The following is a 22,951-nucleotide window of genomic DNA, read 5'->3' on the forward strand; positions in this document are numbered from 1 at the left end:
GGGCCCCCGTCGGGTTGCCGGCGGCCGGTCCGGCCTGCCCGGCCCGGTCAGACCGGGGAGGGCACCCCGACCGGTTCCGTCACCTCCGAGGCGTGCCGCTCGGCCCAGTTCTCCAGTGCCGTCCGGCAGGCGTGGTCGAGGTGGCGCAGGCCGCCGAGGTGTAGTTCGACGGGCCTGTCGTGCGGCAGCGACTCCAGGGTGTCGAGGATCTTCGGCAGCCGCAGGAAGGTGGCGTTGCCCGTCAGGTGGGCCTGGACGGGGCCGGCGCCCTTGTCGACGACCTCGACCCGGACGTGCGAGGTCTCCCACGCCGTCTTGGCCACGGCCAGGGCGAGTCCGACGAGCACCCCCTCGAACATGCCCACCGCCACGATTGCGAGGGCCGTGGCCACCAGGACGACGGCCTCTCCCCGGTGCTCCCGCCACAGCGACCCGATCTCCCGTACGGGGATCAGCTTGCAGCCGGCGTGTACCAGGACGCCCGCCAGCGCGGCCACGGGGATGACGCCGAGCGCGGCCGGCAGCAGCGCCGCGAACAGCAGCAGCCACACGCCGTGCAGCACGCGGGACGCCTTGGTCCGCGCGCCCGCCTGCACGTTCGCGGCGCTGCGGACGATGACAGCGGTCATCGGCAGGGCCCCGAGCAGTCCGCACACGGTGTTGCCGGCGCCCTGGGCCATGAGCTCCTTGTCGTACTCGGTGCGCGGCCCGTCGTGGAGCCGGTCGACGGCGGCGGCGCAGAACAGGCTCTCAGCCGAGGCGATCAGGGCGAACGCGAGGACGGTGCCGACGGCGCCGATGCCGGCGAGCTGCGCGAAGTCGCCCGCGCCCGGCGGGTTCACCGCGTCCAGCAGCCCCTGCACCTCGACCTTCGCCACCGGCAGCCCCAGCAGGTACACGGCGGCCGTGGCCAGTCCGACCGCGGCGAGCGGTCCCGGCACCGTCTGCACGGCCTTCGGGAGCCGCTTCCACAGCACCAGCACGGCGATGGTCCCGGCGCCGACGGCGAGGGCGGCCGGCGAGGCGGTGGAGCCGAGGGCTCCGGCCAGGGTGCCCGGCAGCTGAAGGATCTTGTCCAGTCCGCTGGAGGGCGCCTTGACCTCGGCCATCGCGTACAGCTGGCCCGCGATGAGGACCAGCCCGATGCCGGCGAGCATGCCCTCGACGACCGCGAGGGAGATGGCGCGGAAGAACCGGCCGAGCCGCAGCGCGGCCATCAGCATCTGGAGCAGTCCGGCCGACAGGACGAGCACGCCCAGCGCGGCCACCCCGAACTCCTGGACGGCTTCGAAGACGAGCACGGTCAGGCCCGCGGCGGGCCCCGACACCTGGAGGCTGCTGCCCCGCATCGCGCCGGCGACGATCCCGCCGACGATCCCGGTCACCAGGCCGAGTTCGGCGGGCACCCCGGAGGCGACGGCGACGCCCACGCACAGCGGGAGGGCGACGAGGAAGACGACGACCGAGGCCCCGAAGTCGCGGGCCAGGCTCGACGGGTCGGGCAGCCGCCGTCCGGCGGTCTTGTCGTGCGCGCTCACAGGGCGAGGAAGGCGTCGGCGTCCGGCTGGTGGGCCAGTACGGAACCTGTGTGGACCTCGTAGAACCAGCCGTGCAGCCGCAGCCGGCCGTCGGCCAGCCGCGCTGCCGCGCTCGGGTAGGCGCGCAGCCGGTCGAGCTGGTCCAGGACGTGGGCCTGGACCGGGCGGGAGAGGTCGGGCGGCGCGGTGCCGGCGCCGGCCGGGAGGGGGGTGGCCTGCTCCAGCCATTCGCGGACCGCGGGCACGGCGGTGAGGTCGTCCCCGCGGGCCATGGCGCCGACGGCGCCGCAGTGGGAGTGTCCGCACACGATGATGTCGGAGACCTCTAACACCTCGATGGCGTACTCGATGGTGGCGGATTCGCCGGCCGGGTGGGGCTGGTCGTGCCGGGGGACGATGTTGCCCGCGGTGCGCAGCTCGAACAGCTCGCCGGGGCGGGCCCCGGTGATCAGGGCCGGGACGACCCGGGAGTCGGAACAGGTGATGAACAGGGCCTGCGGGGACTGGCCGGAGGCGAGCCGGCTCAGTTCCTCCGGCTGCACGTTGAGCTCCGGGAAGGCGCGGGCGTGCTCGATGAGGTGTTGCATGTCATGCCTCCTGATGCGTCTGAGGGCGCGTCGGTGTGACGTGTGCTGTGACGTGTGCTGTGACGTGAGTAAGGAGTGACTCAAGGGGTGCTAGAGGATGGAATGAGTCCGAAAAACGTCGGTACGTGTGGCAGGTAGGCTGCGTTCCGAGCGCGTCGGAGTGCCGGCGTGCGGAGGCAGCGCGGGACGGTGGGCGGCCGCATGCGTTCCGGCGTACGGGGCTCCACGGCGCGGGGTGCGGGCGTACGGTGGCACGCGCGGCGGCGGCAGGTACGGCGGACCGGGGTGGGGTCGGCCGCCGGAGGCGGGCGTTGTGGCGCGGTGTGCGGCGCTGTTCAGCAGCGGAACGCCTGGATCGCTGCGAGGCGTCTCGACCCCGACATGCCGGCCGGCACGCAGGGGCCGGAGGTGTCGGCGGCGGTCGCGGGCCTGGCTCCGTCCGCTGGGCGGGCGCCGCTCCGGCCGGGCCGGTCCACGCCGGTGGACCCGGAGCGGACGGCGTTGCGGCAGTGGCCCGGGGCGGATTTCGCCGCGGGCGCGGCCTCGTCGCACAGCGGGCTCTCCGTGCCGACGGCGAGCGCCGGCACGGGGCGGCTCTCGGGTACCCCGTCACCGCGGGCCAACAGCAGGGCCAGAAGGGTGGCGGCCAGCGTCGCCAGGAGGAACCGGCCGGTTCGGGATCGTGTCACGGTTCGGCTCCTCCCACGGCAAGAATCGGTGCACGTAACAGCGGACCGGGGGCACGGCGGCCGCCCCCTGACGGTGACGCTAGCACCTCAACCTTGAGTGGAACGTTAACCGGACGTGACCAAAGCCCCTCGGGAGTGGCCGGATTCCGAGGGGTCGGGGCTGTCGCACGCCGCCCCGAAGAAGGTTCACGGGAGCGGCAGTTGGGAGGCGGCGGCCGGAGCGGCCGCGCCTGCCGCGTCGGCGCCGGGCCGGGCGGCGGGCGTGCCCCGGGCCCGGCGGCGGCGGTCGTCAGGCGGCGCCGGCGGGCGCGGCCTCACGGGCGGCGGCGAGGTTCTCCATGGCCTCCGCGTACACGGCGGCGCCCCGGTGCTCGGACAGGTCCAGCGCGGCCAGCACGGAGGGGATGACCACGCTCGGCAGGACGTGGCGCATCAGCGCCGACACCCGGCCCACCAGGTCCTGGTACTCGCAGATCGCCTGCGACATCGACTGGATGCCCGCGAAGGACCCGACGATGACGTCGGCGGTCTCGGAGGGCACGACGTGCGGCAGCAGCTCGCCTTGCGCCTGCGCCCGCTGGAGCAGCTCCAGGCCGACCTCGCCCCACCGCAGGAACGGGCCGCTGCGGTCCAGGCCCTGGGCCAGCTGGTCCATCGACAGGCGGACCCCGGCGCGCACCATCGGGTCGGTCTGGAGGCGGTGCGCGTGCAGCATCACCACATCCACGATCTCCTGCATCTTGGATGCCCGCGGCGGGACGGAGAGCTGCTGGTCCTGTTCGGCGAGGACTCCCTGCGCGAGGTCTTCCTTCGACTGGAAGTGGAAGTACAGTGCCCCCTTCGTCACCCCTGCGGTGGTGAGGATCTCGGAGATCGTCGCCGCCTGGTAGCCGCGCTCTTCGAAGATCTTGGCCGCTGCGGAGAGGATCGTCTTGCGTGTGCGGATGGCACGGACCTGCTCAGCCACGTGACACCTTCCTCCTCGGGTTGGGCGAACCGATGAAGGCTCAGAAAAAACCGTCCAGTTCGTATTTTACAAAGCGTAACGGCTCCGAGGACCCTGCACCACTAACAGGTGTAACTTTCAGTCAAGTTGGGACGCCCATGATCCTTGTGACCGGCGGCAGCGGCACGATCGGCCGCGAAGTGCTCCGCCTCCTCCCCTCCGACGTGCGCGTTCGCGTGATGGCCCGGGTGCCGGAACGCGTCGTGGGAGCGCCCGCGGCCGCCGAGGTCGTCCACGGCGACTTCGGCGATCCGCGCTCCGTGGCGGCCGCCTTGGAGGGCGCGGACGCGGTCTTCCTCGTCACCAGCCGTGTGGAGGAGGACGACGGCCGGTTCCTGCAGGCCGCGCGGTCCGCCGGGGTGGGGCACATCGTCAAGCTCTCCGCCGCCGCGGTCGAGGACCCCCTCGCCGACGACGCCGTCACCCGCTGGCAGCGGCGCAACGAGGAACTGCTGCGCACCTGCGGGACGGCTTGGACCCTGCTGCGCCCCCGCTCCTTCATGTCGAACGCGCTCTCCTGGGCCGGGTCCGTCCGCGAGCAGGGGGTGGTGCGGGCCCTCCACGGCCGCTCGCCCAACTCCTGCGTCGACCCCCGGGACGTCGCCGAGGTGGCCGTACGGGCGCTCACCGGGCTGATACCGCCGGGCGGGGCGCACACGCTGACCGGTCCCGAAGCGCTCACCGCCGCCGGGCAGACGGCCGTGCTCGCCGGGCTGCTGGGGCGGCCGCTGCGGTTTGAGGAACTGGGTGCGGAGCAGGCACGCGCCGTGCTCGCCGCCCGCTACCCCGCGGAGGTCGTCGAGGCGCTGCTGAAGAGCGCGGAGCGGCAGCGGGCCGGGGCGAAGGCCGCCGTGGGCGCTGCGGTTCCATGCCTGCTGGGGCGGCCTGCAGGCTCATTCCGCCGGTGGGCGGCCGACCACCTGGCGGCCTTCGCCGGCGGGTGACGGCCCGGCGCCGGGCCGGCCGGGCGGCGGCGGGTGGCCGGGCGAGCGGGGGGTGGCGGCGGGCGTGGGGGGTGGTGGCGTACGCGGCGCCGCTCCGGGGCCCGGCCTGGCCGTCACGACCCGTGGCGGCCCGCCCTGACCGTGGAGGTGAAGACGGCCTCGCCCGCCTGGCGGGCCGTCACCACCACGGTCTCCTCGCCGTCGGGGCCGGTGTGCGGGGCGCGCACCGCCTCGATCATGCAGGGGGTGTCCAGCTCCGCGTACTTCGTGAACTCGCTGGCCAGGCCGAGGGGCAGGTAGGAGGAGCGGCCGAGCGCGGCGGCCGTGGCCTGGCGGGCGGCCTCCAGCAGGACCATGCCCGGCACGTGGTCCACCGCGTGCTCGAACAGCACGGGGTGGCTCGTGTCCACGCGCAGCCGCCAGAGGTCCTGCTCGCCGGTGGGGGAGAGCACGACGTCCATGGGCGACATGCGGCCCACGCTCTGCGGGGCCGCCGGGCTGATCAGCGGCAGCCGGTACCAGTCGCCGTCGAGGGTGTGGCCGCTGCGGATCCGGCGGTAGACGGCGGGCGCCATGCAGGAGAAGGAGCCGCCGCCGGTGGCGACGACGTGGCCGTCCCGGTGCAGGACCGCCTCGAAGCGCAGACCTGACAGAGCGGTTCCGCGCCGGTTGACCTCGGTGCAGGTGACGTCGATCGTCAGTGCAGCGGGTTCGAGGCCGACCCGCAGGTGCCGGGGCTCGACGTCGATGTGGATGTCCCGGATGGCGAAGTGGTGGCCGAACGGCACGCCGAACTCGGCGTGCCCCAGCAGGATCCCGATCTGGCGGACGGTCTCGCAGGCGATCAGCGGGTCGTGGTGGCCGCCGGCGACGGGGGTGAAGAAGCTGTGGCCGCGCGGCCACTGGGCCGCCATCACGAAGTGCGTGTCGTCCACTCTGGCCCAGTCGGTGAGCACCACCTCGGCGACGGCCGAGCGGTGCACCAGCTCCTTCGGGACCGTCGTCGTCAGCGGTGTGGAGAAGGAACTGCCGGGCCGGGCGGCGAAGGCCGCGAAGGCCGCCCTCATGTCTCCGTCGAACGTGGTGCGCTCAACCTGGAACGTGCTCGCAGACATCGATCCCCCCTGGGTCCGTTTGAGAGCGAGTCGGGTGCGGGTTGCCCTTGGCCGGGAAAACTACATACCAACCGGTTTAATTTCTAGTGGCTGTCGGAGCGCGATGCCGAAATTGGCGGACGCGTTGACTCCGTGTTGCCCGCCCCTTGCCCGCGAGTTGGCCCCCGTCCGGCGTTTCCGCTGGTCGCTGTGGTGTGGGGGTGGGGGAGGGGCATGAGTCGGCCCTGAGTGGCCCTTGAGGGGGCCTCGAACGAACCGTGCCGTGACGGGAGGCCGGGCGTGTCCGAACTGCGCCCCTGTGGCGGGTTGCGTGTCGACGTGCTGTAAAAACCGCTTGGGCGGTTTGTTAGAGTCGTCGTCAGTTGGGGCTGCTGGCCTGCCCCCTTCCGTGTGCGCGGCTTCCGAGCACGACTCCGGTCCGTCTTCGGCGAGCACGGCACCCCGGCACTGACGGAGCAGTCGATGACCAAGCAGGAGCGCGCCGTCCGCACGCGTGGAACGCTGATCCGGTCCGCAGCCGAGGTCTTCGGCAGAGAGGGGTACTCGGTCGCCTCGCTCGCCGCGATCAGCTCGCTGGCCGGGGTGAGCAACGGGGCCCTGCACTTCCACTTCGCGAGCAAGGCCGTCCTGGCCGACGCCGTCGAGGCCGCCGCCCTCGCGCGCCTTGCGGAGCTGGTCGGCGGGCCGCTCCCGGCACCCGGCGCGGGCCGGGTGCAGCATCTCGTCGACGTGACCCACCGCCTTGCCGGCGCCCTGCGCGCCGACCCCGTGCTCCGGGCCGGCTTCCAGTTGGCCGGAGAGTCCTCCCGCCCGCCCCGGCACGACCTGCGCGGGCACTGGCGCGCCTGGGTCGAGGAGGCCGTACGGGGCGCGGAGGCGGCCGGGGAGCTCCGTGCCGGGGTGGCGGTGCGGGACGCGGCGGCCGCCGTGGCCGCGGCCACCACGGGCCTGGAGGTCCTCGGCGCCCGCGACGCGGAATGGCTCTCGGCCGCCGCGGTCGCCGGGCTCTGGCGGCTGCTGCTTCCGGCCCTCGTGCCGGAAGCGGTCGTCAAGGGGATCGAGGTCGCGGGAGCCCGCCCGCTGTAGAGACCCTCCGGTCTGTTTCAGGCGGGACGCGACATGATTCCGGTGAGATGCGGCTGTGGTCCGCGAGGTTGCCGCCTGGTCACACACGCGTGAACTCGCCTACTGAACAGGCAAGTTGAGCGAGCCTCAAGGGTGACCGGGCATCAAAACAGCACGGTCGGTTTTGTATTGACAAACCGTCGGACCTGTTTTTTACTGAGTGCGGCTCATCCACGAACCAGGGGAGTACGGCGTGGACATCGAAGTACTGGGCACACTGGCGGTTCGGGAACAGGGCGTCTCCATTACGCCGACCGCCCCCAAGCCGCGACAGGTTCTGGCGCTGCTCGCGCTCCATGCCGACCAGGTCGTCCCGGTCTCGGCCCTCATCGAGGAGCTGTGGGCGGGCACCCCGCCGCGCAGCGCCCGCACCACCCTCCAGACATACGTCCTCCAGCTGCGGGCCCTCATCGCCGCAGCCCTCGACGAGGCCGCCGCCCGGTCCGCCGGGACCGGCCCGGACGGGCACCCCGCGGAGGGCGCGGCGGCCGCAGGCCGGCGCACCGCCAAGGACGTCCTCGTCACCCTGCCCGGCGGCTACCTGCTCAACAGCGGCGGCGGCACCAGCGACGTCCGCGAGTTCGACCGCCTCGCCGGCATGGGCTACCGCGCCATGGACGCGGACGACTTCCCCGGCGCGGCCCGGCTGCTCCGCGAGGCGCTGTCCCTGTGGTCCGGCCCGGCCTTCGCCGACGTCCAGGGCGGCGTCCAGCTCGACATGGAGACGCGGCGGCTGGAGGAGACCCGGCTCTGCGCCCTCGACCAGCGCATCGAGGCCGACATGCGCCTCGGCCGGCACCGCGAGCTGCTCGCCGAGCTCACCGTCCTCGTCAGCCGCTACCGCACCCACGAGAACCTGCACGGCCAGTTCATGCTGGCTCTGCACCGCTCCGGCCGCCGCGGCGAAGCCCTCGACGTCTACCAGCGGCTGCGCGCCACCCTCGTGCGGGAGCTGGGCATCGAACCCTCCGCGGCCCTGCGCAGACTGCAGCGCTCCATCCTGATGGCGGCCCCGGAGAACCAGCTCGACAGCGCCGCCAAGGCGGCCAGCGAGCGGCTCGTGCGCGTCGGCTGACATGGCCGGCGCGCGCAGGACCACAGCCGGGGCCGCGGGCGCCGCGGCCGGGACCGCAGGCAGGACCGCGGCCGGGACCGCAGGCAGGGCCGGGGCCGCGGGCAGCGCGGGCAGGGCCGGCGGCAGGGCCGCAGGCCGGGGAGGCGGAGCCGTGCAGGAGAGGTCGGAGCGCACCCGCCGGCGGCTCGTCCGGGCCGGCGCCGAGATGTTCCACCGCAACGGCTACGCGCAGTCCACGCTCGGCGACATCGCCCGCACCGCCGGCGTCACCAAGGGCGCCCTGTACTTCCACTTCGGCTCCAAGGACGAACTCGCCGAAGCCGTCCAGCAGCGCGGTGCAGCCCTCCTCGGCGAGACCGTGCACGAGCTGCGCGCCGCCGGGGCCTCCCCGCTGCAGGCGCTGGTCACCACCACGCACTGGCTGGCCCGCGCCCTGCACGACGACCCCGCCGTCCCGGCGAGCTTCCGCATCACCAAGGAGTGCACCGGCCGGCCCGCCGGGACCGCGGACTTCCACCGGGCATGGCTCGGCGCCGTCCGCACGCTGCTGCGGCAGGCCCGCGATGCGGGCGAACTGCGGCCGGGGCTCGGCTGGGAGAGCGCGGAGTCGCTCGTCGCCGCGGCCGCCTGCGGTATCGAGGCCCTCGCCGCCGCCGGCATGCCGAACGACGAACTGCGCAGCAGGGTCGCCGCCATGTGGGAGCTGCTGCTGCCCGGCCTCGTCCCCGGCACTGCCGCCGCCGCGTACGCCCTCCGCCCGCCCGGGGAGGAGCCGGCCGGGCCGCCCGCGCCCGTGGCGGCGCAGCGCCGCCCCGGTACCGCCGAACCCCTGGAGTGCCGCCGATGACGACCGGTGAACACCCGCTCCCCGAAGCCGCACCCGCACCCCCGCCCGCCGAGGTCCTGGCCGACGTCGTCGGCGTCCTCGGCGACGTCCTGCGAATCGACGCCGCCCGGATCGACCCGCGGCAGACCTTCCGGTCCCTCGGCATGGACTCCCTGCTGACCGTCGAACTCGTCGCGGTCGTCAACGCCCGCCACGGCACGGCCATCCTCCCGACCGACCTCTACGACCACCCCACCCCGGAGTCGTTCGCCGCGCAGGTGGCCGCGGAACTGCACCGGACCGCCGCCCCCCGCCCCCGCCCCGGCCGCCGCCCGGCGCAGGCGCCGCCCGCCGCCGCGGAAGCAGGCCCGCCGGCATCCCCGCCCGCCGGAGAGATCGCCGAGGTGCTGCGCGAACAGCTCGCCGCCGTCCTCGGCTGCGACGTGTGGGAGATCGGCCCCGCCGCCGACTTCACCGGCCTCAACGTGGACTCCGTCCTCGGCGCCGAGTTCGTCGCCACCCTCAACCGCACCTTCGGCCTGCGGGAACGCGCGGTCGTCCTCTACGACCACCCCGACCTGGCCGCCCTGTCCGAGCACGTCGCCGGACTCCTGCGGACCGCGCCGCGCCCACCCGCTGCCCTCGGCGCGCGCGAGCTCGACGTCCTGCTCGACGCCGTGCGCGACGACCGGCTCACCGTGGACGAAGCCCTCGTCCTGCTGTCGCGGCACGGCTAGCAGAAGTCGCGTCCGGATGGACGAGAGGGAGATCCTGACCCGGTTCCGCGACGGGACACTGGACCGCGGACAGGCCATGGCCCTGCTCGCCGGAGCCGTCCCGGCGCCCGCGCCGGTCGCCCCTCCTGCCGCTTCTGCCGCCCCGGCCGCCCTGGCCGCCCCGGCCGCCCCGGTTGTCCCGGCCTGCCCGGCCGCCCCGGCTGGCCCGGTCGCGCCGCCGCCCGGTGCGGCCCCCGTGCCGCGCCGCGAGGAGGCCGCTGCCGCCGCGCCGGTCGCCGTCGTCGGCATGGCCCTCCGCCAGCCGCAGGCCCCCGACACCGCCGCCGTGTGGCGGCAGCTGCGCCGCGGGCACTCCACCGCCTCCGCCCCGCCGCCCGGCCGGGCAGCCACCGGCACCGGCCACTACCTGGACGCCGTACAGGACTTCGACGCCGAGTTCTTCGGCATCGACCCCGCCGACGCCGCGCTCGCCGACCCGCAGGAACGGCTCTTCCTCGAGACCGCCTGGGAGGCGCTGGAAGACGCCGGCTGCACCGGAAGCCGCCTCGACGCCCTGCGCACCGACGACGGCACACCCCGCAGCGTCGGCGTGTACGCGGGCGCCGGCAGCGGTGAATACGCCCTGCTCGCCGCCGCCGCTGCCGCCGCCGCGGACGGCGAGCCGGGCGGCGGCGGCCCGCTGCCCCGCCCCGACACCTGGAACCTCGCCAACCGCGTGTCCGCACTGCTGCACCTGACCGGCCCCAGCCTCACCCTCGACACCGCAGAGTCCTCCGTCCTGGTCGCCCTCCACCATGCGCTGGCCGCGCTGCGCCGCGGGGAGTGCCGGGCGGCCCTCGTCGGCGGCGTACGGCTGCTGCTGCACCCCTCCGGCCGGCCTTCCGGAGCGGGCGAGGCCGTCGGCGCCGTCGTGCTGAAACCCCTCGAACGGGCCCTCGCCGACGGGGACACCGTGCACTGCCTCGTCCGCGGCAGCGCCGTCGGGTACGTCCCCGCCGGACCGGACGCGGCCGGGGCGCCCGCGGAGCGGCTCGTCCGGGCCGCCCTCCGCGAGAGCGGCCCCGGTGCGGCCGCGCCGCCGCCTGTGGAGGACGCCGCCTCGGTGGCCGCCGCCGTCGGCGACGCCGGGGCCGCCACCGGCGTGGCCGTGCTCGCCCGCGCCGTGCTCCGACTGCGCCACGGCACACCGCTGCCCCGGCCCGGCCGGCCCCCGGCCGAGGACGCGGATCCGGCCGGCACGGTCGATCCGGCCCGCACGGCGGGCCCGGAGCGCGCCGCGGTCCGCGTACGGGGTGCGGGCGGCGTGGAGGCGTACGCGGTCCTGGAGGCGTACGCCCCCGGGCGGGCCGCACCGCCGCCGCAAGCCGCCGCGACCGTACGGGTCCGGGCCGGGGAGCGGGCCGGCGAGCGGGCCGGGGAACCGGGCGCGGAGGAGGCCGAACTGGTGCTGCTCTCCGGGCCCACCCCGGCCCATCTGGCCGCCACGGCACACCGGTTGGCCGGCTTCCTCGCCGCCCCGGGCCCCGCGCCCGGGCTGGCGGCCGTCGCCCGCAGCCTCCGCACCGGCCGTGCGCCCATGCCCTGCCGGTACGCCGTGCTCGCCACCGACACCGAGCGGCTGGCCCGACAGCTCGCCGGCCTCGCCCCGCAGGACGCGACCGACCTCCGCCACGGCGGCGCCGACCCGCTGCGCCTGGGCGCCGTGCCCGAGACCGGCCCCTACCTCGCCGCCCTGTGGGCGGGCCGCCGCCTGGACCAGCTGCGCGACCTGTGGCTGGCCGGCGTCGACGTGGACTGGGCCGTGCTGGAGCAGGGCCGGTCCGGGGCCGGGGCGGCGGTCGTCCCGCTGCCGCCGTCGGCGTTCCTGCGCAGCACCCACTGGCTCGGCGGCGGCCCCGCCCGGTAGCGCACGCGGGCATGGGCCGTGCCGCACGCCCGCCGCGGGGCGGCAGACCGGCCCGGCCGCGCCCTGCTTTTCCCGTAACTTCTCTGCGAACCGTCCTCGAGTCGCCTTCCGCGGGCCTTCCGGGCATCGTCCGGTCTTTTTCCGGCGGCCGAACCGGAAAACGCTCCGGAGGACCGCGGCCCACTCGCCGGGCAGCCTCCCGGTCGAGAATCGGACGGAAAATACCGCACGGTTATCCGAAGGGCGCCGGAGCCCTGTCGGAATTGACCGCCGGGGAAAGCCCCCACGTCGGATCGGCAAGCGCCTCCGAGGCCCGCGGGCCGTCATCCGGAACCAGCCGTGGCAGGCTCGGGCGGGCCGTCGCACCGGACAGCTCCTGGAGCCGCCGCAACAGGACCTGCTGCTGCCGGCCCAGTACGGCGATCCGGTCGCCCAGCAGTGCGATCTCCCGCCGCAGCGCCGGCAGCTCCGCCTCCGCGTCCGCCGCCTGGTCCGCCGCCTGGCCCGGGCCCGCGTACGCCGCCGCGGCCGGCCCCGGGGCCGCCAGGGAGGGGGCGTGCCGCAGGATCTCCTCCATCCGGCCGTGCAGCGCCGGCCCCGGCTCCACGCCGAGCCCGTCCACCAGCCGACGGCGGGCGCGCTCGTACACGCCGAGCGCCTCGCCCTGCCGGCCGCACCGGTACAGGGCCAGCATCAGCAGGTCGTAGAACCGCTCCCGCAGCGGGTGGCGGGCCGTCAGCCGCTCCAGCTCCCGCACCGAGTCGGCGTGCCGGCCGCAGCGCAGCCGCGCCTCGTACAGCGTCTCCAGCGTCGTCAGCCGCAGCTCTTCCAGCCGGTCCGCCTCGCCCGCGCAGATCGGCCCGCGCGCCCCGCCGTCCAGAGCCGGACCCCGCCACAGCGCGAGCGCCGACCGCAGCAGGCCCGCCGCCCGGTCCGGTTCCCCGGCGAGGAGCGCGCGGCCCTCCGCGGACAGCAGTTGGAAGCGCTGCGCGTCGCTCGACGCGCCGCCCGGCTGCAGCAGGTAGCCCAGCGGGTGCGTGCTGATCCACTCCGCCTCGCCGCCGTCCGGGCCGGCCGGGCCCTGCGGCAGCAGCCGGCGCAGCCGCGCCACGTGCGCCTGCAGGGCGTTCGCGGCGGACGCCGGAGGGTGGTCGCCCCACAGCTCGTCGATGAGCCGGTCCGCGGCCAGCACCTCCCCGGCCCGTACGACCAGCGCGGCGAGCAGGGTCCGCTGCTTCGGGCCCGACGGCACGACCCGCGTCCCGGTCCGGCCGTCGTGGACCTCCACCGGGCCCAGGATGCGGAACTCCACCCCGCTGCCGCTGTACGCGCCGAATTCCATGCTGCCTCCTCCCGGAGATCCGGTGGGATGCGCGCAAAAACCGACCCCGGTTCGAAATCTAGCAGCTCGAACAGGCGCTGCAAGCGCCGCCGTCGGAGGCCCGCTCGACGCCCGCTCAAGAATTCCGGGACATTGTCCGGGGCCGGGCTACCGTTCCCGTTCGGAGTCTGAAAATCGATGGGACTCGACAAACAGGCGGAGGAATCCATGAAGATTCAGGTTCTGGGTCCGTTGAGTGCCGAAGTCAACGGGGCGTCGATTGTTCCGACGGCCGGCAAGCCGCGGCAGATCCTGGCGCTGCTCGCCCTGTACCCGGGCCGCGTGATGCCCGTACCCACCCTGATGGAGGAGATCTGGGGAACGAACCTGCCCCAGAGCGCGCTCACGACCCTCCAGACGTACATCCTCCAGCTGCGCAGGCGGCTGGGCACCGCCATGGGCCCCGGCACGCCCGGCAGCGCCAAGGACGTCCTCGCGACCCGGCACGGCGGGTACCTGCTCCAGGTGCAGCCGCAGTCCGTGGACGTCCACGAGTACGAGACGCTCGTCTCGGGCGGCCAGAGCGCCTTCGAGGCGGGCGACGACGAGCAGGCCGCCGACATGCTGCGCAAGGCCCTCGCCATATGGCAGGGCCCGGCCCTCGTCGACGTGCGGGTCGGCCCGATCCTGGAGATCGAGGTCATGCGGCTGGAGGAGAGCCGCCTCGTCACCGTCGAGCGGCGCATCGACGCCGACCTGCGGCTCGGCCGGCACACCGAACTCCTCGCCGAGCTCGCCGAGCTGATCGCCCGGCACCCGCAGCACGAGGGCCTGCACTCGCAGGCGATGGTCGCGCTGTACCGCTCGGGCCGCCAGGCCACCGGGCTCGACGTCTACCGCAGGCTGCGCGCCCGGCTGATCGACGAGCTGGGTGTGGAGCCGTCGCCGCAGCTGCAGCGGCTGCACCAGGCGATGCTGACCGTCGACCCGGCCCTCGACGTGGTCGCGGGACCGCGCCGGGTGTCCACGTTCGACCTGTACGCCGCCTAGCGGCCCGGCGCCCGCTGCCGCTGCCGAAAGCCGCTGCCGCCCCGCTCCTGCCGTTCCTGCCGTGCCCGCCGCGCCGGGCCGCGCGCGGTGGCGGTCCAGCAGGCGCGCAGCGGGGTTCGAGCAGGTCTCCAGCGGCTTCCGCGAGGGTCGGGACGACATCGCGGAACGGGGAGGGTGGAGATGGCGGTACGACTGCACTGCTTCGCGCACGCAGGGGCCGGGGACTCCGCGTTCCGGCGCTGGAGCCGGAGCACGGGCAGCGGCGTCGACACCGTCGCCTGGCCGCTGCCCGGCCGCGACCGGCGCCGCCGCGAGCCGCGCGTCACCACCCGCGAGGCGCTCCTCGCCGACCTGGGACCGCTGTTCGAGCACATCGCCGACGAGCCCGGTGTCCCGTACGTCCTGTACGGGCACAGCCTCGGCGCGACCATCGCCTACACCGTCGCCCGCGCCCTCCGGCAGACCGGGCTGCCGCAGCCCGCGCTGCTCGCCGTCGGCGCCTGCCCGCCGCCCGGCACGCCCGCCGTGCTCGCGGCCGCCGCCGAACTGCCCGACGCCGAACTCCTCGCCGTCCTCGACCGGTACGGTGCCGCGCCGCCCGACACCCGGCCCGGCGACGTGTGGCACCGGCACGTCATGCCCGTCCTCCGCGACGACCTGCGCCTCGCCCTGGCCCTGCGCGCCGCCGCCGACGGCCCCGTCGACGTACCGCTGCTCGCCGTGGGCGGCGCCGACGACCGCCTCGCCGACGCCGGCGCGCTCGCCGCGTGGGGGGACTGGACCACCGGCCGCTTCGTGCAGCGGACCCTGCCCGGCGGCCACTTCTTCGTCCGCGACCGCGAGCTGCCGCGGCTCCTCGGCCGGGCCGCCCGCATCGTCCGGCGCAGCCGCGCACAGCAGCTGCAACAGCAACAGCAACAGCAACAGCAGCAGGAAGCGCAGCGACAGCAGCAGGATCGGGAACAGGGAGGGGCGCGATGAGGCGCGTCGTCATCACCGGCATCGGAGTCGTCGCCCCCGGCCGGCCCGGCACCCGGGAGTTCTGGTCCCTGCTCACCGAGGGCCGCACCGCCACCCGCGCGATCAGCCTCTTCGACGCCTCCTCCTTCCGCTCCCGCGTCGCCGCCGAGGCCGACTTCGACCCCGTCGCCCACGGCTTCACCGCCGAGGAGCGCACCCGCCTCGACCGCGCCGCCCAGTTCGCCCTCACCGCCGCCCGCGAGGCCCTCGCCGACGCGGGCGCCGCCGCCGACCCCGTCCGCACCGGCGTCACCCTCGGCAGCGCCCTCGGCTGCACCACCGGGCTCGACGCCGAGTACGGCGTCGTCAGCGAGCGCGGCACGCGCCGCCTCGTCGACCACACCAAGGCCGTCGCCCACCTGCACGACTACCTCGTGCCCAGCTCCATGGCCGCCGAAGTGGCCCGCGCCGCCGGCGCCCAGGGGCCCGTCGCGCTCGTCTCCACCGGATGCACCTCCGGCCTCGACGCGATCGGGCACGCCGTCGACCTCGTCCGCGAGGGCAGCGCCGACGTCATGCTCGCCGGCGCGACCGAAGCGCCCATCACGCCGATCACCGCGGCCTGCTTCGACGCGATCCGCGCCACCTCCACCCGCAACGACGACCCGGCGACCGCCTCCCGCCCCTTCGACGCCACCCGCAACGGCTTCGTCCTCGGCGAAGGCTGCGCCGTCCTCGTCCTGGAGGAGTACGGGCACGCCCGCCGCCGCGGCGCACACATCTACGCCGAGATCGCCGGTTTCGCCTCGCGCAGCAACGCGTACCACATGACCGGGCTGCGCCCCGACGGCGTCGAGATGGCTGCCGCCATCACCGCCGCCCTCGACGAGGCGCGCCTCGCGCCCGACCGGATCGACTACGTCAACGCGCACGGCTCCGGCACCAAGCAGAACGACAAGCACGAGACCGAGGCCTTCAAACGGGCCCTCGGACAGCACGCGTACGAGGTGCCCGTCAGCTCCATCAAGTCGATGATCGGCCACTCCCTCGGCGCCATCGGCGCGCTGGAGGTCGCCGCCTGCGCCCTCGCCATCGAGCACGACACCGTCCCGCCGACCGCGAACCTGCACGAGCCGGACCCCGCCTGCGACCTCGACTACACCCCGCTCACCGCCCGCTCGCGGCGCACCGACGCCGTCCTGACCGTCGGCAGCGGCTTCGGCGGCTTCCAGAGCGCGATGATCCTGACCGACCCCGGACTCACCCCGAAGGCCGAGGACTGACCGATGAGCACCGCAGCCACCGCCACCGCCCCCGCCGTCACCGGGATCGGCGTCGCCGCCCCCAACGGCCTCGGCCTGAAGGCCTGGTGGGCCGCCGTACTCCGCGGCGAGAGCGGCATCCGCCCGCTGACCCGCTTCGACGCCTCCCCCTACCCGGTGCGGCTTGCGGGCGAGGTCCCCGGGTTCGTCGACGAGGAGCACGTCCCGAGCCGGCTCCTCCAGCAGACCGACCGGGTCACCCGCCTGTCGCTCGCCGCCGCCAAGGAGGCCCTCGACGACGCCGGCGCCGACCCCGCCGACCTGCCCGACTACGCGGCCGGCGTCGTCACCGCCAACTCCGCCGGCGGGTTCGAGTTCGGGCAGCGCGAGCTGGAGGCGCTGTGGAGCCGCGGCGGCCGGCACGTCAGCGCCTACCAGTCCTTCGCCTGGTTCTACGCCGTCAACAGCGGCCAGATCTCCATCCGGCACGGGCTGCGCGGCGCCAGCGGCGTCATCGTCACCGAGCAGGCCGGAGGCCTGGACGCGACCGCGCACGCCCGGCGGCAGATCCGCAAGGGCGCCCACCTCGTCATCACCGGCGGCATCGACTCCTCGCTGTGCCCGTGGGGGTGGGCCGCGCACCTCGCGGGCGGCGGGCTGAGCACCGAGCCCGACCCGGCGCGCGCCTACCTGCCGTTCGACCCGGACGCGAGCGGGTACGTGGTCGGCGAGGGCGGGGCGCACCTGGTCCTGGAGGACGCCGCGCGGGCGCGGGAGCGCGGGGCGCGCGCCTACGGGGTGATCGCCGGGCACGGGGCCGCGTTCGACGGGCCTGGCAGCGGGTCCGCCGGCGGGCCTGCCGGCGGCGCCTCGGGCGGTGCCGTGAGCAGCGGCTGCCGGCTGGGCGCCGCGGCCGAGGCCGCACTCGCCGACGCCGGCATCGGACCCGGCGACGTGGACGTCGTCTTCGCCGACGCCGCCGGCGAACGCACCGCCGACCGCCGCGAAGCCGAGGCCCTCGCGGAGCTGTTCGGGCCGCGGGCCGTGCCCGTCACCGCCCCGAAATCGATGACGGGGCGGCTCGCCGCCGGCGGATCCGCCCTCGACCTTGCCGCCGCGCTGATGGCGCTGCACGAGCAGGTCGTCCCGCCGACCACCGGAACCTCCGCCCCCGCCGACGACTGCCCCGTCGACCTCGTCACGGGCGCCCCCCGCACCGGGCTGCGGCTGCGCACGGCGCTGGTCCTGGCCCGCGGGCGCGGCGGCTTCAACTCGGCCGTCGTCGTCCGCGCCCCGGCGGCCTGAACCCCCCGGCCGCCCCTTCGTACGTCGTCAAGCCCGTCCCCACACCCCCTCGCCCACTGAACAGAGGTGTTGCATGAACCGCCTGGAGCTCAGCAGTCTGACCCGCATCCTGCGGGAGTGCGCCGGAGAGGAGGAGGGCGTCGACCTCGACGGCGACGTCCTCGACCAGTACTGGTTCGAGCTCGGCTACGACTCCCTCGCCGTGCTCCAGACCACCGGCTACATCGAGCGGGAGTTCGGCATCGTCCTCGACGGCGAGGACTTCGACGAGGCCGACACGCCCCGCCGCTACCTGGACATGGTCAACCGGGTCCTCTCGGAGCGGGCCCCCGTCTGACCGCCGGCGCCGCCTCCGGCGCCCCCGTACCGAGACGACGACGGGCGCGAGAGCCGCCGCCGGACCGCCGGGTGCCCACCCGGCCCGGTCCGGCGGCGGCTCTTCACCGTACGACGGCCGCCCGCCGGGCATCCGCCCCGCCCGGTCAGCGGAGGTCGTCGCGGGTCACCAGGCGGCGGGAGACCTGCCAGCCCGAATCCGCGCGGACCAGGGTGTCCTCCATCACGCACATCCGGTACAACCGCGGCTCCCCGCCCCGCGGCGTCAGGTGGACCTGGGCGTACGCGCGGGTGCGGAGCGTGCCGTCCGGGGCGGGGCGGACGTCCAGCATGCCGATCCAGTGCCGCAGCCGGTCCCCGGTCGCCTCCTCCGCCTGCCGGTTGCGCCGTACGTTCGCCACCAGGCCGGCCCGGCCCCGTACGGGCTCCGGCAGCGTCGGCACGTCGAAGACCGCGTCCGCGGTGAACGTCGCCGCCCAGCCCTCCGCCTCGAACGAGTCGAACAGCTGCATCTGGCGGGCGTAGAACTGCTGGACCTGCGCGTACAGCGGGCCGAATTCGGCCGCAGGCAGCGCTGATTCGGCACGAATGCCGGATTCGGTGCGGGTGCTCATGGGATTCCCTCCGTCGGGTCACCACAGTCTTTGCGGCCCAGGTCGAGCACCCTTCGAAGCCTCCTCAAGCACTCCTCCCCAGGGTGGTGAGCGTGCCGCAGCCGCGACCGCCCCATCGGGAGCCAGCAGGAGGACGCACCATGCCGACACTCGTGTACCCGCAACTCCCCTTGGACGGCCTGCTGCGCCGCGCAGCCGTCCGGGACCCCGCCGGCTGGGCGATCCGCGCGGGCCGCGGCCGCGGGCGCGCCGGCGGGGCCGGGACCGCCACGTTCGCCGAACTCGACGCCCGCACCGACCGGATCGCCGCCTGGCTGGAGGAGGCCTGCGGCCGCCGCGGCGCCCGCATCGGCGTCGCCAACACCCTCGACGCCGGCTTCGCCGCCGCCTACTACGGGGCCGTGCGCAGCGGCAACACGGCCGTGCTGGTCAACCCGCTGCTCAAGGAGGCGGGCCTGCTGCACGTGTGCACCGCCGCCGCCGTCGAGATCGCCTTCGTGCCCACCGCGACCGCCGAGACGCTGCTGAAACTCGCCGACCGGCTGCCCGCGCTGCGCACCGTCGTCGTGACCGACGCGCCGGACGGGGTCGTCCCCGGCGACGCCCTGCCGCTGGCCGCCGTCCTGGACTCGGCCGCCGAGCGGGCCTGCCTGCCGCCGGGGCGGGCCGACCTCGACGCCGACGCATGCATCCAGTTCACCACCGGCACCACCGGCCGCCCCAAGGGCGTCCGCCTCAGCCACCGCAACCTTGTCGCGAACGCCGCACAGATCGCCGCCGCGCACCGGCTCGGCAGCGACTCCGTCACCCTCAACCACCTCCCCCTGTACCACGTGATGCACCTCAACTCGGCGGTCTTCGCCGGCTCCTTCCAGGTGCTGTGCCCCGACCCCGACCCGGTCGCCTCGCTCGCGCTGGCCGCCGAGGTGTCCGCCACGCACTACTACGGGCTCCCCGCCCGCCTGCACGCCCTCGCCGCCGACGACCGGCTCGCCGGCCCCTTCCCGGCAGGGACGAGCCTGACCGCCGTCCTGTCCGGGGGGAGCGCGCTCGCGCCGAGCGCCGCCCGCGCCCTGGAGGAGCGGCTCGGCGTGCCCGTCGTCCAGGGATACGGGATGGCCGAGCTGTCGCCGCTCTCGCACTGCCAGGACCCGCACGACCCGAAGCCGGGCTCCGTGGGGAAGGCCGTACCGGGCACCGAGTTCCGCATCGTCCACCTGGAGACGCGGACCCCGCTCGACGTGTACGCCACCGGCGAGGTGCAGGTCCGCGGGCCGCAGGTGACGGCCGGCTACCTGGACCGGCCCTGCCCCGCCCTCGCCCCCGACGGGTGGTTCTCCACCGGAGACGTCGGCTACCGCACCGAGGACGGCTCGCTGTTCCTCGTCGACCGCCTCGGCGACGTCTTCAAGTACGACAACGAACTCGTCTCGCCGACCGCCGTCGAGCGGATCGTCGCCGCCGACCCGCGCGTCGCCGACTGCGTCGCCGCAGGCTGGCCCGACCCCGTCCACGGGGCCGTCGTCTGGCTCGGGCTCGTCCTGCGCGACGCGGCCGCACCCGCCGCCCGCCGCCTCGACCTCGCCGACGCGGTCGTGGAGGGCGCCAACGAGCGCCTCGCCGGCTTCGAGCAGATCCGCCGCGTCGACATCCTCGACGCCGTCCCCCGCAACCACGCCGGCAAGCCCGAGCGCGCCGCCCTCCGCAAGGACATCCGGGCCCGCGCCGCCGCCGAAGCGGCCGCCGGGGCGCCCGGGGCCGCCGGGGCCGCCGCCGTTGCCGCCCCGGACGCCGCCGAGGCCGTCCTGTGACCCGCCCGAACCGCCAGACACAAGGAGCCACCGCCATGCGGACCCGGACCACCACGCCCCCGCCGCACACCACCGCCCCGCGGCACACCACCGCCCTGCGGGCCGCCACCGGCACGCCCGCCGAGCCGCCCGCCGGCCGGGCCGCCCGCGTCCTCGTCGTCGGCGCGGGCCCCGTCGGCCTCACCGCCGCCCACGAACTCGCCCGCCGCGGCCTGCCCGTACGGCTCGTCGACGCCGCGCCCGGCCCCGCCGCCACCAGCCGCGCCGTCGCCGTCCACCCCCGCACCCTGGAGACGTTCGACCAGATGGGCCTGGCCGACGCCTTCCTCGCCGCCGGCCGCCGCAACCAGGCCTTCACCATGTACGCCTCCGGCCGGCGCCTCGTCCGCCTCGAAGCCGACTACGAGACGATGCCGACCCGGCACCCGTACAGCCTCGTCATCGAGCAGACCCGCACCGAGGAACTGCTGCGCGAGGCCGTCGCCCGGCTCGGCGTCACCGTCGAATGGGGCGTCCGCCTCACCGCCCTCGACCAGGACGACACCGCCGTCCGCGCCACCCTCGAACACGCCGACGGCACCCGCGAGGAGTACGAGGTCCCCTGGCTCGTCGGCTGCGACGGCGGCCACAGCACCGTCCGCAAACAGCTCGGCCTCCCCCTGATCGGCGAATCCCGCGACACCTGGGAGCTCGCCGACGCCGCCGTCGAGACCGACCTCCCGCCCGACACCATCTACTGGGCGCACACCGGCGGCCAGGCCCTGATGATGGTCCCCTACCAGGAGGCCGGGCGGTGGCGGCTGCTCGACACCGCACCCGTACGCCGCCCCGGCGACGCCTACGACCCGGCGGACGTCGCCGCACGCTTCTCCCGCAAGCTCAGCGCCGGCCTCGGCCGCCCCGTCACCGTCGGCGAACCCGCCTGGAGCTCCGTCTTCACCTTCCAGCAGCGCATGGTCCCCCGTATGCGGGAAGGCCGCTGCTTCGTCGCCGGCGACGCCGCCCACGTCCACAGCCCCGCCTCCGGGCAGGGCATGAACACCGGCATCCAGGAGGCGTACAACCTCGGCTGGAAGCTCGCCATGGCCGACCGCGGGCAGGCCGGACCCGAGCTGCTGGCCACGTACGGCATGGAGCGCGTCCCCGTCGGGCGGGCGCTGCTCGGCTCCACCCGCAAGGCCACCTTCCTCGTCCAGTTCAAGAACCGGCTCGCCGGCGTCGCCCTGCCCGTCGTCTTCACCTTCGTCCGCAACATCACCCCACTGCGCCGGGCCATCCAGCGCAAGGTCCTCGGCGGCATGTCCGGGCTCCGCCTCGCCTACCCCGACAGCCCCCTGTCCACCCCCGTCACCGGGCCCGGCCTGCCCGCCGGGACCCGCGCCGCGGCCGCCGCCGCCCGGCACCCCGACGCCCCCGGCGCCCAGGCCCTCACCGCCGAACTCCGCGACCCCCGCTGGACCCTGCTGTGGGCCGCCGCCGGACCCGGCGAAGCCCTCCGCGTCGCCCGCGCCACCGCCGCCGAACACGCCGACTGGCTCTCCGTACGCACCGTCGGCGACACCGCCGGCCGCGGCCCCGACCCGCTGCCCGACCCCGACGGCCTGCTGCGCCGCACCCTCGCCCTCGCACCGGGCGGCTGGCTCCTCATCCGGCCCGACGGGTACGTCGCCGCCGGCGGGCCCGTCCTCGGCTGGCAGGCCCTGGAGCGGGCGCTCGCCCCGCTGGGCCGGCTCGCCGAGGTCCACGAGCTGCGCCCGTACGCCGAGGCGCGGGCGGAGGCACGGGCCGAGGCGCAGGCGGAGCAGCAGCGCCGGCAGGCCCTCCAGCAGGTGTCCGGCGGATCTCCAGCGGTCCGCGACACGGTCGAGTCCACACCACGAGTCCTGGAGGGACAGCGATGACAGCACCGACACCGGCATCGGCACCGGCACCGGCACCGGCGCGGGAGTCCCGCCGGCCGGTCGCCCTGGTCACCGGCGGCACGAGCGGCATCGGCCTCGCCGTGGCCCGCGACCTCGGCCGGCGCGGCCACCGCGTCTTCCTGTGCGCCCGTACCGCCGAGGCCGTCGAGCAGACCGTCGCCGAACTGCGAGCCGAAGGACTCGACGTCGACGGCACCGCCGCCGACGTCCGCTCCGGCGAGTCGGTCGCCGCGCTCGTCGCGGCCTGCGTCGCGCGGTTCGGACCGATCGGCGTCCTCGTCAACAACGCGGGACGCAGCGGCGGCGGGCCGACCGCCGGGATCAGCGACGAGCTCTGGTACGACGTCATCGACACCAACCTGAACGGCGTCTTCCTGCTGACGCGGGAGGTGCTGCGCAACGGCGGCCTCGCGGACGCCGCGAACGGCCGGATCATCAACATCGCCTCCACGGCCGGCAAGCAGGGCGTCCTGCTCGGCGCGCCCTACTCGGCCTCCAAGCACGCCGTCGTCGGCTTCACCAAGGCCCTCGGCAAGGAGCTCGCGCCGACGGGGGTCACCGTGAACGCCGTCTGCCCCGGGTACGTCGAGACGCCCATGGCGGAGCGGGTGCGCGCCGGGTACGCGGCGGCGTGGGGGACGACCGTCGAGGACGTGCAGGAGCAGTTCGAGGCGAAGATCCCGCTCGGCCGGTACGCGACACCCGACGAGGTCGCGGCGATGGTCGGCTACCTGACCACGGACCTGGCGGCATCGGTGACGGCGCAGGCGCTCAACGTCTGCGGCGGACTGGGGAACTTCTGATGGCGGAAAGAGGGGCGGC

General features: G+C 75.3%; 21 protein-coding genes. 14 read left to right on the forward strand and 7 right to left on the reverse strand.

Translation table 11 applies throughout. The features are described 5' to 3' along the window. Nucleotides 1-47 precede the first annotated feature (47 nt). The 4 genes from MUK52_RS31625 to MUK52_RS31640 form a co-directional block, all read right to left on the reverse strand. The gene (locus MUK52_RS31625) at nt 48-1,538 is read right to left on the reverse strand and encodes a SulP family inorganic anion transporter (RefSeq protein WP_114059240.1); all 1,491 of its coding nucleotides are present in this window, start codon (nt 1,536-1,538) and stop codon (nt 48-50) included. Next, entirely contained in the window at nt 1,535-2,125 is a 591-nt protein-coding gene (locus tag MUK52_RS31630) for a carbonic anhydrase (RefSeq protein ID WP_114059241.1), read from the reverse strand. Before MUK52_RS31630 ends, MUK52_RS31625 begins: the two co-directional genes overlap by 4 nt. Before the next feature lie 335 nt (nt 2,126-2,460). Then, on the reverse strand, nt 2,461-2,814 hold the full coding sequence (locus MUK52_RS31635) for a hypothetical protein (RefSeq protein ID WP_114059242.1): 354 nt from the start codon (nt 2,812-2,814) through the stop codon (nt 2,461-2,463). 289 nt (nt 2,815-3,103) lie between these two features. Then, nucleotides 3,104-3,781: a ScbR family autoregulator-binding transcription factor gene (locus MUK52_RS31640; protein WP_114059243.1), complete on the reverse strand. Its 678-nt coding sequence runs from the start codon at nt 3,779-3,781 to the stop codon at nt 3,104-3,106. Between the two features lie 137 nt (nt 3,782-3,918). Between MUK52_RS31640 and MUK52_RS31645 the strand changes: the two genes are divergently transcribed. After that, on the forward strand, nt 3,919-4,764 hold the full coding sequence (locus tag MUK52_RS31645; RefSeq protein WP_284581874.1) for an NAD(P)H-binding protein: 846 nt from the start codon (nt 3,919-3,921) through the stop codon (nt 4,762-4,764). Between the two features lie 113 nt (nt 4,765-4,877). On the opposite strand, the gene MUK52_RS31650 is transcribed toward MUK52_RS31645, so the two are convergent. Then, a complete protein-coding gene (locus MUK52_RS31650; protein WP_284581875.1) occupies nt 4,878-5,879 on the reverse strand; it encodes a ScbA/BarX family gamma-butyrolactone biosynthesis protein in 1,002 nt (333 codons plus the stop codon). Nucleotides 5,880-6,341: 462 nt separating this feature from the next. Here MUK52_RS31650 and MUK52_RS31655 point away from each other — a divergent pair, with 462 nt between their 5' ends. From MUK52_RS31655 to MUK52_RS31675, 5 genes are all read left to right on the forward strand, one after another. Further along, a complete protein-coding gene (locus MUK52_RS31655; protein ID WP_284581876.1) occupies nt 6,342-6,965 on the forward strand; it encodes a ScbR family autoregulator-binding transcription factor in 624 nt (207 codons plus the stop codon). Between the two features lie 232 nt (nt 6,966-7,197). Next, nucleotides 7,198-8,079, forward strand: coding sequence for an AfsR/SARP family transcriptional regulator (locus MUK52_RS31660; RefSeq protein ID WP_114059247.1), 882 nt, complete (start codon nt 7,198-7,200; stop codon nt 8,077-8,079). A 151-nt stretch (nt 8,080-8,230) separates the two neighbouring features. After that, a complete protein-coding gene (locus tag MUK52_RS31665) occupies nt 8,231-8,926 on the forward strand; it encodes a ScbR family autoregulator-binding transcription factor (protein WP_284581877.1) in 696 nt (231 codons plus the stop codon). Continuing rightward, nucleotides 8,923-9,642 carry an acyl carrier protein gene (locus MUK52_RS31670; protein ID WP_284581878.1) on the forward strand — a complete coding sequence of 240 codons (720 nt, stop codon included), beginning with the start codon at nt 8,923-8,925 and terminating at the stop codon, nt 9,640-9,642. The genes MUK52_RS31665 and MUK52_RS31670 overlap by 4 nt, the downstream gene beginning before the upstream one ends. 16 nt (nt 9,643-9,658) lie before the next feature. Then, nucleotides 9,659-11,548: a beta-ketoacyl synthase N-terminal-like domain-containing protein gene (locus MUK52_RS31675; protein WP_284581879.1), complete on the forward strand. Its 1,890-nt coding sequence runs from the start codon at nt 9,659-9,661 to the stop codon at nt 11,546-11,548. A gap of 232 nt (nt 11,549-11,780) precedes the next feature. On the opposite strand, the gene MUK52_RS31680 is transcribed toward MUK52_RS31675, so the two are convergent. Next, nucleotides 11,781-12,890 carry an AfsR/SARP family transcriptional regulator gene (locus MUK52_RS31680; protein ID WP_284581880.1) on the reverse strand — a complete coding sequence of 370 codons (1,110 nt, stop codon included), beginning with the start codon at nt 12,888-12,890 and terminating at the stop codon, nt 11,781-11,783. 207 nt (nt 12,891-13,097) lie between these two features. Here MUK52_RS31680 and MUK52_RS31685 point away from each other — a divergent pair, with 207 nt between their 5' ends. From MUK52_RS31685 to MUK52_RS31705, 5 genes are all read left to right on the forward strand, one after another. Continuing rightward, entirely contained in the window at nt 13,098-13,919 is an 822-nt protein-coding gene (locus tag MUK52_RS31685) for an AfsR/SARP family transcriptional regulator (RefSeq protein ID WP_114059486.1), read from the forward strand. A 180-nt stretch (nt 13,920-14,099) separates the two neighbouring features. Next, nucleotides 14,100-14,900: a thioesterase II family protein gene (locus MUK52_RS31690; protein WP_284581881.1), complete on the forward strand. Its 801-nt coding sequence runs from the start codon at nt 14,100-14,102 to the stop codon at nt 14,898-14,900. After that, the gene (locus MUK52_RS31695; protein ID WP_284581882.1) at nt 14,897-16,162 is read left to right on the forward strand and encodes a beta-ketoacyl-[acyl-carrier-protein] synthase family protein; all 1,266 of its coding nucleotides are present in this window, start codon (nt 14,897-14,899) and stop codon (nt 16,160-16,162) included. Before MUK52_RS31690 ends, MUK52_RS31695 begins: the two co-directional genes overlap by 4 nt. Nucleotides 16,163-16,165: 3 nt before the next feature. Beyond that, nucleotides 16,166-17,446: a ketosynthase chain-length factor gene (locus MUK52_RS31700; RefSeq protein ID WP_284581883.1), complete on the forward strand. Its 1,281-nt coding sequence runs from the start codon at nt 16,166-16,168 to the stop codon at nt 17,444-17,446. A 73-nt stretch (nt 17,447-17,519) separates the two neighbouring features. Continuing rightward, nucleotides 17,520-17,783, forward strand: a complete 264-nt coding sequence (locus tag MUK52_RS31705) for an acyl carrier protein (RefSeq protein WP_114059254.1) — start codon at nt 17,520-17,522, stop codon at nt 17,781-17,783. Nucleotides 17,784-17,928: 145 nt separating this feature from the next. Here MUK52_RS31705 and MUK52_RS31710 read toward each other — a convergent pair whose 3' ends face one another. After that, on the reverse strand, nt 17,929-18,396 hold the full coding sequence (locus MUK52_RS31710; RefSeq protein ID WP_114059255.1) for a nuclear transport factor 2 family protein: 468 nt from the start codon (nt 18,394-18,396) through the stop codon (nt 17,929-17,931). A gap of 140 nt (nt 18,397-18,536) precedes the next feature. Here MUK52_RS31710 and MUK52_RS31715 point away from each other — a divergent pair, with 140 nt between their 5' ends. Genes MUK52_RS31715 through fabG form a run of 3 tightly spaced genes read left to right on the forward strand, consistent with a single transcriptional unit; the run spans nt 18,537 to nt 22,932 of the window. After that, the gene (locus MUK52_RS31715) at nt 18,537-20,207 is read left to right on the forward strand and encodes a class I adenylate-forming enzyme family protein (RefSeq protein WP_114059256.1); all 1,671 of its coding nucleotides are present in this window, start codon (nt 18,537-18,539) and stop codon (nt 20,205-20,207) included. Between the two features lie 35 nt (nt 20,208-20,242). Continuing rightward, the gene (locus MUK52_RS31720; RefSeq protein WP_284581884.1) at nt 20,243-22,108 is read left to right on the forward strand and encodes an FAD-dependent oxidoreductase; all 1,866 of its coding nucleotides are present in this window, start codon (nt 20,243-20,245) and stop codon (nt 22,106-22,108) included. Next, the gene (gene fabG / locus MUK52_RS31725; RefSeq protein ID WP_114059258.1) at nt 22,105-22,932 is read left to right on the forward strand and encodes a 3-oxoacyl-ACP reductase FabG; all 828 of its coding nucleotides are present in this window, start codon (nt 22,105-22,107) and stop codon (nt 22,930-22,932) included. The genes MUK52_RS31720 and fabG overlap by 4 nt, the downstream gene beginning before the upstream one ends. Nucleotides 22,933-22,951: the final 19 nt, after the last annotated feature.

This window comes from Streptomyces sp. 2P-4 (assembly GCF_030167965.1).
Lineage (GTDB): Bacteria > Actinomycetota > Actinomycetes > Streptomycetales > Streptomycetaceae > Streptomyces > Streptomyces globosus_A.

Excerpts from the sequence above, each read along its gene's own strand:
- MUK52_RS31630 (WP_114059241.1), bottom strand. The coding sequence starts at position 2,125 with ATGCAACACCTCATCGAGCACGCCCGCGCCTTCCCGGAGCTCAACGTG.
- MUK52_RS31645 (WP_284581874.1), top strand. The coding sequence starts at position 3,919 with ATGATCCTTGTGACCGGCGGCAGCGGCACGATCGGCCGCGAAGTGCTC.
- MUK52_RS31650 (WP_284581875.1), bottom strand. The coding sequence starts at position 5,879 with ATGTCTGCGAGCACGTTCCAGGTTGAGCGCACCACGTTCGACGGAGAC.
- MUK52_RS31655 (WP_284581876.1), top strand. The coding sequence starts at position 6,342 with ATGACCAAGCAGGAGCGCGCCGTCCGCACGCGTGGAACGCTGATCCGG.
- MUK52_RS31670 (WP_284581878.1), top strand. The coding sequence starts at position 8,923 with ATGACGACCGGTGAACACCCGCTCCCCGAAGCCGCACCCGCACCCCCG.
- MUK52_RS31675 (WP_284581879.1), top strand. The coding sequence starts at position 9,659 with ATGGACGAGAGGGAGATCCTGACCCGGTTCCGCGACGGGACACTGGAC.
- MUK52_RS31680 (WP_284581880.1), bottom strand. The coding sequence starts at position 12,890 with ATGGAATTCGGCGCGTACAGCGGCAGCGGGGTGGAGTTCCGCATCCTG.
- MUK52_RS31685 (WP_114059486.1), top strand. The coding sequence starts at position 13,098 with ATGAAGATTCAGGTTCTGGGTCCGTTGAGTGCCGAAGTCAACGGGGCG.
- MUK52_RS31690 (WP_284581881.1), top strand. The coding sequence starts at position 14,100 with ATGGCGGTACGACTGCACTGCTTCGCGCACGCAGGGGCCGGGGACTCC.
- MUK52_RS31695 (WP_284581882.1), top strand. The coding sequence starts at position 14,897 with ATGAGGCGCGTCGTCATCACCGGCATCGGAGTCGTCGCCCCCGGCCGG.
- MUK52_RS31700 (WP_284581883.1), top strand. The coding sequence starts at position 16,166 with ATGAGCACCGCAGCCACCGCCACCGCCCCCGCCGTCACCGGGATCGGC.
- MUK52_RS31705 (WP_114059254.1), top strand. The coding sequence starts at position 17,520 with ATGAACCGCCTGGAGCTCAGCAGTCTGACCCGCATCCTGCGGGAGTGC.
- MUK52_RS31710 (WP_114059255.1), bottom strand. The coding sequence starts at position 18,396 with ATGAGCACCCGCACCGAATCCGGCATTCGTGCCGAATCAGCGCTGCCT.
- MUK52_RS31715 (WP_114059256.1), top strand. The coding sequence starts at position 18,537 with ATGCCGACACTCGTGTACCCGCAACTCCCCTTGGACGGCCTGCTGCGC.
- MUK52_RS31720 (WP_284581884.1), top strand. The coding sequence starts at position 20,243 with ATGCGGACCCGGACCACCACGCCCCCGCCGCACACCACCGCCCCGCGG.
- fabG (WP_114059258.1), top strand. The coding sequence starts at position 22,105 with ATGACAGCACCGACACCGGCATCGGCACCGGCACCGGCACCGGCGCGG.